Annotated in this window: 6 protein-coding genes; 5 read left to right on the top strand and 1 reads right to left on the bottom strand. The window is 62.3% G+C overall.

Annotated features, from left to right (window positions below; translation table 11 throughout):
- Nucleotides 1-94: 94 nt before the first annotated feature.
- Nucleotides 95-4669, bottom strand: coding sequence for a DUF4329 domain-containing protein (locus tag RGV33_RS02925; protein WP_322143037.1), 4575 nt, complete (start codon nt 4667-4669; stop codon nt 95-97).
- A 244-nt stretch (nt 4670-4913) separates the two neighbouring features.
- Between RGV33_RS02925 and urtA the strand changes: the two genes are divergently transcribed.
- The 5 genes from urtA (at nt 4914) to urtE (ending at nt 10575) form a co-directional block, all read left to right on the top strand.
- Nucleotides 4914-6179: an urea ABC transporter substrate-binding protein gene (gene urtA / locus RGV33_RS02920; protein ID WP_088425954.1), complete on the top strand. Its 1266-nt coding sequence runs from the start codon at nt 4914-4916 to the stop codon at nt 6177-6179.
- 142 nt (nt 6180-6321) lie between these two features.
- Nucleotides 6322-7824, top strand: coding sequence for an urea ABC transporter permease subunit UrtB (urtB, locus tag RGV33_RS02915; protein WP_322143036.1), 1503 nt, complete (start codon nt 6322-6324; stop codon nt 7822-7824).
- A complete protein-coding gene (gene urtC / locus RGV33_RS02910; protein ID WP_322143035.1) occupies nt 7824-8903 on the top strand; it encodes an urea ABC transporter permease subunit UrtC in 1080 nt (359 codons plus the stop codon). The genes urtB and urtC overlap by 1 nt, the downstream gene beginning before the upstream one ends.
- Nucleotides 8900-9760, top strand: a complete 861-nt coding sequence (urtD, locus tag RGV33_RS02905; RefSeq protein ID WP_416152056.1) for an urea ABC transporter ATP-binding protein UrtD — start codon at nt 8900-8902, stop codon at nt 9758-9760. Before urtC ends, urtD begins: the two co-directional genes overlap by 4 nt.
- Before the next feature lie 116 nt (nt 9761-9876).
- Nucleotides 9877-10575, top strand: a complete 699-nt coding sequence (urtE, locus tag RGV33_RS02900; protein WP_003217380.1) for an urea ABC transporter ATP-binding subunit UrtE — start codon at nt 9877-9879, stop codon at nt 10573-10575.
- The last annotated feature ends 16 nt before the right edge of the window (nt 10576-10591 follow it).

The following is a 10591-nucleotide window of genomic DNA, read 5'->3' as shown; positions in this document are numbered from 1 at the left end:
GATTGTCAGTGGCTTGGCCGGAATAAACCGTTATATAGATAACGTCGTACGTATCGGGCTGACCGCACCCGAAGACTGGCTGTCAGTTGCGCAATCAGAGTTCGTCGCGGTCGCGAATGCCCCCATCACCCACCGCCATCACCCGGTTCAAGTCCGAGGTCAACACGCCCGAACGGTTCCAGAACGGGCCACGCTTGAGTACTCGCAGTCGGCCGTTACGTGTCAATTCGGTGATGAAATGGCTCAACTTGCGCGGGTCGATGTGCAGGCCGTCAACCGCGTTCCAGCGTGACGGGCCGCCGAACAGGTCGGCTTCCTCGACCGAGTTATCGGGCTGGTAGCCCAACAAGGCACCGTCACGTGTAGTCAGGTAATAGTGCGCAATGGCAAGGCCGCGGGTGTGCTTGAGCACGTAGGCGTAGAAGGCCATTTCCTTCCAGGCCACAAAGTGCGCCCGCAAGAGCGCCTCTCCCTCGTAGGCCAGCTCATGCAATGCCGTTCGATACACCTGATGGGCGGCGACAATCGCAAACCCCGGCGCAAATATCGGCACTGTACCCACCAGGCTGCCGGTGCCCCGGGTGGTGAAAAATAGCTGTTCGACCACCGTTGATGGGTAAGCCTGATCTTCCAGCGGCAAAGACGCCACGTAGCTGTCAGCCCCATTGCCTTGCAAAATTGCACTCAGGTAAGCCTTGTCGGTAAACAGGCCCACCTGACGCACATTCCCCAGGACCGCGTCTTCGCCGTGGCTGAACAACGGCCCCAGGGCAACCGGCAACGGGCGACCAGGCGCTATACGCCATGTGGCACTGGGCACCACCACGGTCAATGTGCCGCTGCTCGCCAGGCTGGCGATGTACTCACGCGCCAACAGGCTGCGGGTGCGCAGGGCGATCACATCGCGGGGCGCCTTGCGCACCAACTCCGCCGCCGAGCCAAGCGCCGAGCGTGTGAATCGCAGCAACGCGCCGTCGGCACAGGACACGTAGACCGGCAGTTGCGCCCCGGGCTGCCAGCTCGCCAATGCACTGAGGGCCGATGCCAGGGCTACCGGAGAAAAATAACTTTGCCAAAAAACCTCGTTGGGGCCCGGCGGATGAAAATCATCGATGCTCGGCACGCAAAAATACACCCCGGCCAACTCATGACCGTAGGGGTAGCCCGCGTCGCTGAACACCCGTCGATGGGCGAACTTCGAGCCGTCGTCTGCCACCGGCAGGGTCGCCACAAAACGCTGCGCGGTCGATGACTTGAGCAGCATGCCGAAGGCCAGTGAATCGCGCCGCACCACCTGCCGATGCAGGTGCCGGGCCGCATCATCGGCCGTCAAGCACACGGGCCCCACGCCAGGCTCGGCGCGGGCCTCGACGTAGCCAGCCGGTGCAAGCCGAGGCGCGGTATAAGGCTGCCAGCCCCGCACCTGGCCCGGCATGCCCCACAACGGGCTCCCCACCACCACTTGCACATCGAAGGTAGTGGCCACCCGGTTGACATATTCGGTGGGGCTCAGTTGGCCGCTACGCAGGTTGCGTTCCATCGGGCTTTTTAGCCAATCATCCGGTGCCCGGCCCGGCGCCTTGAGGCTGTTGGTCAAGATGTGCTCATCAACGGTCAACCTGCGGGGCGACAGCCGCAGCAGCGCACCGTCCGGCGCCAACAGGTATTCGCTCAGGCGCTGGCTTGCCGTCAATGCCAGGGGTGCCAGGGAGCGGGTAGAAAACATGCAGCCGTAAACCTGCTTGTGTTGCGCCGACAGCGCAAACGGCCACTCACGGTAAAGCCGCGAGTGGTAGCGCGCCACCACCACGCCGCGCGGCGTGTACAAGCCCTGGGTAGCCATTTCGTCGGGCAATATCCACTTCTGATCGAAGTCATCCCCAGGCACCACCAGTGGCTCGGTGGCGAAAAACCCGCCGTCATCGCGCCGCAGTACCAACCCGCCATACGCCTGCTCACGGGTCTGGCCGATACGCGCCTGCATCGCCCGCACCGCATCGTCCATGCTGATAAACACCGGGCTCAGGTGCCGACGCTGCAGGTGGGCGTAAGGCTTCCAGCCGCTGTGAACGGGGCCGACCCGGTCCCAGCAGGGGCTGGTCTGCACCACTGCCAATTCGCTGTCGTGGATGAGCCGGTTTACAAAACCCAGCGCCGTGAGCGTGCCGATGCCCAGCGAACGGACAAAATCTTCGGGCCCGCTACCGCCGTCCTGGAGGGCAAATGCTGTGGACTCGTACGGCAACCGGCAACGCAACAAGGCGCCTTGCTCGGTAGCAAAATACACAGGCAATCGGGCGCCGGGGCGGCCGAGCTTTTTGGCCTGTTCCACCCCATCGTAAAGCGCTGGCGGCAGGATGAAATGGCGACTCAACCATTGGTCGGCCGCAGACAAGCGCTCCCCCAGCCAGGCCTGCCCGTGCATTAATGCATGGCAGTGAAACCCTGGCGCTACGGCCGCCCCGTTGAACAGGCTCGACAGTGCAAAGGCCGTGCGCCGGCCATCGTCGGGCACCCGCTCACTGGCCACGTATTCATCCCTGTCGTCATGCTTGAGGATAAACAGGAAAAACGCCTGGCTCGTGGGATAGTTCTGCAATGGCCGGGCCAGCGCATCACGGGCCGCGCTGTCGGAGGCGCCGAACACCGCGCCATAGGCGACCTGACCGGGCCGCTCATAACCGAGCACCGCGATGGAGGGCTGCCAGTCGGCGCCAAGCTTGCGCGGCGGCCCCCATAGCCGGTTGCCCTCCACCACCCGCACGCCACTGATCCCGGCCAGTTCACGCACTACCCCCGAAGGCTTCAACGTACCGTCGGCCAGGCTTTTGGCAATGGCACTGGCGCCCGCCAGCTCGGCCTCCTTCCAGCGTAATAAAGCTTCCCCGCCGGAACCGGTGGGCTCCAGTACCACGAGGCTGTCTTCGGCACCCGACAAGTACGCCGCCAGCGTACGGCCGAGAACACGGTAGGCTTCGGCGTCGGTAAACATCTGCGCATTGAGGTCTGCCTCATCTGCGCTCCAGTTCAAACGTGCGGCCTGCGCCGGGTCGCTCATGGACAACGCCTTGTGGGAGCCAAACCAGGCATGTACCTGATGGCCGACGGGCAGCAGACGCATGGAATTGTCCGGCCCCACCGGGTAAAAGCCCTCGAACGCGAACGGGTTGGCACCGGTTTGCAGGTGGTCGGTGACCACATAACGCTGCTCGGCGGTCTTGAGTATCAATGCGCCAAACTCGCGATCACGCTGCTGTGCCACGCGGGCATGGGCGTAACGCGCTGCGTCGTCGGCGGATAAAAACACCTCGCTCAACCCCGGCCTGGGAAATGCCGGATAGGGCCGCCAATCAGAACCTACCTGGCCACGTGGCCCCCACATCACGGTGCTGCGTACAACACTCAGTTGCCCGGCATTGGCCACCCGCCGGATAAAATCCTGTGGGCTGAGCGTGCCATTGAGCAACGCCGTGTCGAACCCGTTATCCGTCACGGTACCGTCGGCATCAACCCTGAACAACGCGGTTTCGGCCTCGCCGAAGGAACAGCGATAGTTGAGCAATGTCCGCTCGATACAGGGATGGTAGATCGACAAGCCAATTTCCGGGTTCAACAATCCCGATGTTCTGAGTTGGTGAATACCCAAAGCCAGGTCCCGGGGCGCGAAGAAATTTTGATACAGCCAGGCCTCTTGAGGCGGCAGCGCAGAGGAAGGGACGTCGCCGGGCGTCAGCAACCCCAGCAGCTCATAACCGTCGGGCAATAGCGGTTTGTCGTGCTTGCCCAGTGCAAACAACTGCGGCATGTACGCACGCCGCGGGTCCATTGGGCGCCCCAGTGTGGCGATGTACTGCTCCTTGCCATGGGCCTTGAGCACCACGCCTGCCTCGGGGCCATCTGCCCGGGCAAGGCGAATGGCCTTGGCGGCCTGGTCCTGCACGGGCGTAAACAGTGGCATGCCCGTCAACGCAGTGGAACTGAAGGGTTCAAACACCACCCAGTCAGCCGGTACGTTGCCGTGGGAGCCACCCCATAGCGCGGTTGGAACCACCAGGTTCAACTCGCCCAAGGTCGAGACTTTTTTTACCAGGTCGCTGAACGGGCCATAGACCCCCACAGGATTGCGCGCCGGTTTTCCTGCCCGGATCCATAAGGCAAAACTGCGTTCGGCGTCGGACCCGCTGGGCGCATAACGCAGCAGCGAACCGTCGGGCCCGGAAAGATAGGCCGCCGGGAAAAACGCCCGGTCATCCACGTCGTGGGTAAAGTCCGTATTTGAAAAGAAACCCAAAAAAGCCTTGACCATCCGCGTATCAAACGAGCGGTTGCGCTGCTCAATCCGCTCATGCTGGGAAGGATGGGAGTGATAGCTGGCCACGCAGGTGTAGCCCCTGGGGTGCTGGTAGTAACCCTCCGGGCTGACGGCGAGCACTTTGAACAGGTCAAATTGCATCGCATCCCCGGGTACCGGCTCGGTGGCGAAGTACAGCCCGTCGGGGTTTTTCACAATCACGCCGCCGTACTCGCGGTCGCGGCGCGCCCCTATCTTGCGGTGCGCCCAGTAGGCGGCATCCGCCTCGTGCACAAACGCCGCGCTGAGGGGCGGCAGGCGCGCCGCGCCGCGGTGGGCTTGGGCAGCACGTAGTTCGCGGGATAATCGGATCGCCATGAAAACTCCTTGGATGGGCATCGTCAGTGTCCATTCTCAGCGCCCATCAAGGCGTAGCGGCGGTAGGTAAGTACCGGCACCTTTAAGGTGCGAAAGCGTGCACGCACCTGCACCAAAGGCGCCGTACTGGTGCGACAGGCACACCGTTGACCCAAGCCTCGCGCCGGTGCACCACGATTGCGCGCCTCGGCACAGCCTTTGCAATCACTCCTGCATCACACCATTGAGTCATGGAGATTGCACAATGAAGCGTCGCAGCTTGATCAAGGCTTTCACACTGTCGGCGTCCATCGCCGCCATGGGCATGACCTGGACCGTACAGGCCGCCGAGACCATCAAGGTCGGCATCCTGCACTCGCTGTCCGGGACCATGGCCATCTCCGAGACCTCGCTTAAAGACATGGCGTTGATGACCATCGACGAGATCAACGCCAAGGGCGGCGTGAACGGCAAGATGCTCGAACCGGTGGTGGTCGACCCCGCCTCGAACTGGCCGCTGTTCGCGGAAAAAGGCCGCCAGTTGCTGACCCAGGACAAGGTTGCCGTGGTGTTCGGCTGCTGGACATCGGTCTCGCGTAAATCGGTATTGCCGGTGTTCGAAGAGCTCAACGGTTTGCTGTTCTACCCGGTGCAATACGAAGGCGAAGAGATGTCGCCGAACGTGTTCTATACCGGTGCGGCGCCCAACCAGCAGGCGATCCCGGCGGTGGAATACTTGATGAGCGAAGAAGGCGGCGGCGCCAAGCGCTTCTTCCTGCTGGGCACCGACTATGTGTACCCGCGCACCACCAACAAGATTTTGCGTTCGTTCCTGCATTCCAAAGGCGTAGCGGACAAAGACATCGAAGAGGTCTATACCCCGTTCGGCCATGCCGACTACCAGACCATTGTGGCCAACATCAAAAAATTCTCGGCCGGTGGCAAGACCGCCGTGATCTCCACCGTGAATGGCGACTCCAACGTGCCGTTCTACAAAGAGCTGGCCAACCAGGGCCTGAAAGCCACCGACGTTCCGGTTGTCGCCTTCTCTGTGGGTGAAGAAGAACTGCGCGGCATCGACACCAAGCCGCTGGTGGGCAACCTCGCTGCCTGGAACTACTTCCAGTCGGTGGAGAACCCGGTGAACAAGAAATTCGTGGCCGACTGGAAAGCCTACGCCAAGGCCCACAACCTGCCGGGCGCGGATAAAGCCGTGACCAACGACCCGATGGAAGCCACCTACGTGGGCATCCACATGTGGGCGCAGGCGGTTGAGAAAGCCAAGTCCACCGACGTCGACAAAGTGCGTGAAGCCATGGCTGGGCAAACCTTTGCCGCACCGTCCGGCTTCACCCTGACCATGGACAAGACCAACCACCACCTGCACAAGCCGGTGATGATCGGTGAGATCCAGGCCGATGGGCAGTTCTCGGTGGTGTGGCAGACCCAGGAACCGATCCGCGCGCAGCCGTGGAGCCCGTACATTCCGGGGAATGACAAGAAGCCGGATTACGCCGTCAAGAGCAACTGATCCAAGGGGTGTCGGCATCTGAGATGCCGACACAAACCCTGTAGGAGCTGGCTTGCCTGCGATGCGGATACCTCGATAGGTCTGATGCACCGCTATCGCAGGCAAGCCAGCTCCCACATTTGTTCGAGCAAGGCCCAAGAATATGCCCACTGCCCTCCACCGCTTCATCCTCGCCGCCCTGCTGTTGCTGCCCTTCGCCGCACACGCCAGCGACGCCGAAGACTTCCTTGCCGCCAACCCGATGCAACAAGCCAAGCTGCTCCAGGACTGGGCCGCCCAGCCTGACCCGGCACGCATCGAGCTGGTGGACGCCCTGCAACAAGGCCAGATCAGCGTCAACGGCGAAACCAAGACCGTACGCCTGAACAACCGCCTGCGCGGCCTGATCGACAACGTGCAAGCCAGCCAGGAACTGCTCGCCGCTGACCCCAAGGTGCGCCTCGCCGCAGCCCTCACGCTGCAAAAAAGCGCACAACCTGCGCAGCTGAAATTCCTCGACCAACAGCTCGCCGGCGAAACCAATGACGACGTGCACGTCGCCTTGAGCCTGGCCCTGGCCAACCTGCAACTGGTAGACACCGACCCGGCCGTACGCCTGGCTGCCGTGCGCTTGCTCGGCGGCACCGGCGACCCATTGGCCCGTACTCGCCTGGAAGCCTTGCTCGCCCCCGGCGTCGAAGCCGACGCCACGGTGCACACCGCCGCCGAGACCAGCCTGGCCCAGGTCAAACGCAAACTGCTGATCGGCGAGATCCTCGGCCAGGCCTTCAGCGGCATGTCCCTGGGCTCGATCCTGCTACTGGCCGCGCTCGGCCTGGCGATCACTTTCGGCTTGCTCGGCGTGATCAACATGGCCCACGGCGAAATGCTGATGCTCGGCGCCTACTCCACCTACGTGGTGCAGTTGATGATGCAGCGCTACGTGCCCCAGGCTATCGAGTTCTACCCGCTGATCGCATTGCCGGTGGCGTTTTTTGTCACCGCGGCCATCGGCATGGCACTGGAACGCACGGTGATTCGTCACCTGTATGGCCGCCCGCTGGAAACCCTGCTCGCCACCTGGGGCATCAGCCTGATGCTGATCCAACTGGTGCGCCTGGTGTTCGGTGCGCAGAACGTTGAAGTGGCCAACCCCGAGTGGCTGTCCGGCGGGATCCAGGTGTTGCCCAACCTTGTACTGCCGTACAACCGCATCGTGATCATCGTCTTCGCGCTGTGCGTGGTAGTGCTGACCTGGCTGCTGCTGAACAAGACGCGCCTGGGGCTCAACGTGCGGGCCGTCACCCAGAACCGCAACATGGCCGCCTGCTGCGGCGTGCCCACCGGGCGCGTAGACATGCTCGCGTTTGGCCTGGGCTCCGGCATCGCCGGCCTGGGCGGCGTTGCCTTGAGCCAGATCGGCAACGTCGGCCCGGACCTCGGCCAGAGCTACATCATCGACTCGTTCCTGGTGGTGGTACTCGGCGGCGTCGGCCAACTGGCCGGTAGCGTCATGGCCGCCTTCGGCTTAGGGATAGCCAACAAGATTCTCGAACCGCAAATCGGTGCCGTACTCGGCAAGATCCTGATCCTCGCGCTGATCATTCTGTTCATCCAGAAACGCCCGCAAGGACTCTTCGCACTGAAAGGACGGGTGATCGACTGATGAACCAGCCATTGATGCTCACGGCCGCACAAAAGGCCGGCCCCAAGGTGACCGTCGCGGTCGGTGCAGTGATCCTGATCCTGCTGCTGGCGCTGCCATTGTTTTCCCTGTTGTCACCGGAAAATCCGCTGCACGTTTCTGCCTACACCCTGACGCTGGTGGGCAAGGTCCTGTGCTACGCCATCGTCGCCCTGGCGCTGGACCTGGTGTGGGGTTACGCCGGCATGTTGTCCCTCGGCCACGGCTTGTTCTTTGCGCTGGGCGGCTATGCCATGGGCATGTACCTGATGCGTCAGGCCTCGGGTGACGAGCTGCCGGCGTTCATGACCTTTTTGTCGTGGACCGAATTGCCTTGGTACTGGACCGGCACCAGCTACTTCCTCTGGGCCATGTGCCTGGTGGTATTGGCACCGGGTTTGCTGGCGCTGGTGTTCGGGTTCTTCGCCTTCCGCTCGCGGATCAAGGGCGTGTACTTCTCGATCATGACCCAGGCCCTGACGTTTGCCGGGATGCTGTTGTTCTTCCGTAACGAGACCGGGTTTGGCGGCAATAACGGCTTTACCAATTTCCGTAGCATCCTCGGCTTTGGCATCACCGAACCGGGCACCCGGGCGGTGCTGTTTGTAGCCACCGTGGCGTTGCTGGTGGCCAGCCTGTACATCGGCTGGCGCCTGGCGCAGAGCAAGTTCGGGCGGGTGCTGACGGCGCTGCGGGACGCGGAAAACCGCCTGATGTTCTGCGGCTATGACCCACGTGGGTTCAAGCTGTTTGTATGGGTGTTGAGCGCGGTGTTGTGCGGCTTGGCGGGTGCGCTGTATGTGCCGCAAGTGGGCATCATCAACCCCAGCGAAATGTCGCCGACCAACTCCATTGAAGCGGCGGTGTGGGTGGCGCTCGGCGGTCGCGGAACATTGATCGGCCCGCTGCTGGGCGCCGGTGTGGTCAACGGCATGAAGAGCTGGTTCACCGTGGCCTTTCCTGAATACTGGCTGTTCTTCCTCGGTGCGCTGTTCATCATCGTCACCCTGTACTTGCCCAAGGGTGTGATCGGCCTGCTGAAGAAAAGGGGCGACCAATGAGAATCACCGCGACGGCCGAATTTATGCTCGAACCTATCCTTGAACCGAACAAAGACCAAGGCACCAGCCGCGATGCCATTGGCCTGGGGCAAGTCGCCGGCACGGGCCTCAACACTCGCCACGGTACGATTTTGACCCTGGAAGACATCAGCGTCAGCTTCGATGGTTTCAAGGCGTTGAACGACCTGAACCTGTACATCGGCGTCGGCGAATTGCGCTGCATCATCGGCCCCAACGGCGCGGGCAAGACCACGCTGATGGACGTGATCACCGGCAAGACCCGGCCCAGCCACGGCAAGGCCTGGTTCGGCGAAACCCTGGACCTGACCAGCATGAGCGAAGTGCAGATCGCCCAGGCCGGCATCGGTCGCAAGTTCCAGAAACCCACGGTATTCGAAGCCTTGAGCGTGTTCGAAAACCTGGAACTGGCGCAAAAGACCGACAAGTCAGTGTGGGCCAGCCTGCGGGCGCGCTTGAGTGGCGAGCAGAAAGACCGCATCAGTGAAGTCCTCGACACCATCCGCCTGACCGCCTCGGTCAATCGCCCGGCCGGCTTGCTGTCCCACGGCCAGAAGCAGTTCCTGGAAATCGGCATGTTGCTGATGCAAGACCCGCAACTGTTGCTGCTGGACGAACCGGTGGCCGGCATGACCGACGCCGAAACCGAGTTCACCGCCGAGCTGTTCAAGCGCCTGGCGGGCAAGCATTCGCTGATGGTGGTGGAGCACGACATGGGCTTTGTCGGCGCAATTGCCGACCATGTGACGGTGTTGCACCAGGGCAGCGTGCTGGCCGAGGGCTCGCTTGCACAGGTGCAGGAAAATGAGCGGGTGATCGAGGTTTACCTCGGTCGCTGATGCTTTATGTAGGAGCTGGCTTACCTGCGATGGCATCGACACGGTGCAACTGATACACCGAGCCGCCTGTATCGCAGGCAAGCCAGCTCCCACAAGGAATTGAGGAGATTTTGAACATGCTGCAAGTCGACAAGCTGCACCAGTACTACGGCGGTAGCCACATCCTGCGCGGGCTGTCCTTTGAGGTAAAAGTCGGCGAAGTCACCTGCCTGCTGGGCCGCAACGGCGTGGGCAAAACCACCTTGCTCAAGTGCCTGATGGGTTTGCTGCCGGCCAAGGAAGGCGCGGTGAACTGGGAAGGCCGCGCCATTACCGGCTTCAAGCCGCACCAGCGCGTACACGCCGGCATTGCCTACGTGCCCCAGGGCCGGGAGATTTTTGGCCGGCTGACGGTGGAAGAAAACCTGCTGATGGGCCTGTCGCGCTTTCCAGGCTCGGAGGCCAAGGAAGTACCAGCTTTCATCTACGAGCTGTTCCCGGTGCTGCTGCAAATGAAGCAACGCCGGGGCGGCGACCTGTCCGGCGGCCAGCAACAGCAACTCGCAATCGGCCGCGCCCTGGCCAGCCGCCCGCGCCTGTTGATTCTCGACGAGCCCACCGAAGGCATCCAGCCTTCGGTGATCAAGGAGATCGGTGCGGTGATCAAAAAACTTGCAGCACGCGGTGACATGGCGATTTTGCTGGTGGAGCAGTTCTACGACTTTGCCGCCGAATTGGCCGACCAGTACCTGGTGATGTCCCGGGGCGAAATCGTCCAGCAGGGGCGTGGCGAAAATATGGAAAGCGAGGGTGTGCGCGGGCTCGTTACGATCTAACCTGTAGCCTCCTAAC

Source organism: Pseudomonas sp. Bout1, from assembly GCF_034314165.1.
Classification (GTDB): domain Bacteria; phylum Pseudomonadota; class Gammaproteobacteria; order Pseudomonadales; family Pseudomonadaceae; genus Aquipseudomonas.
Note: the sequence above shows the minus strand (reverse complement) of the source record. Positions and strands in the feature narration are given on the sequence as shown.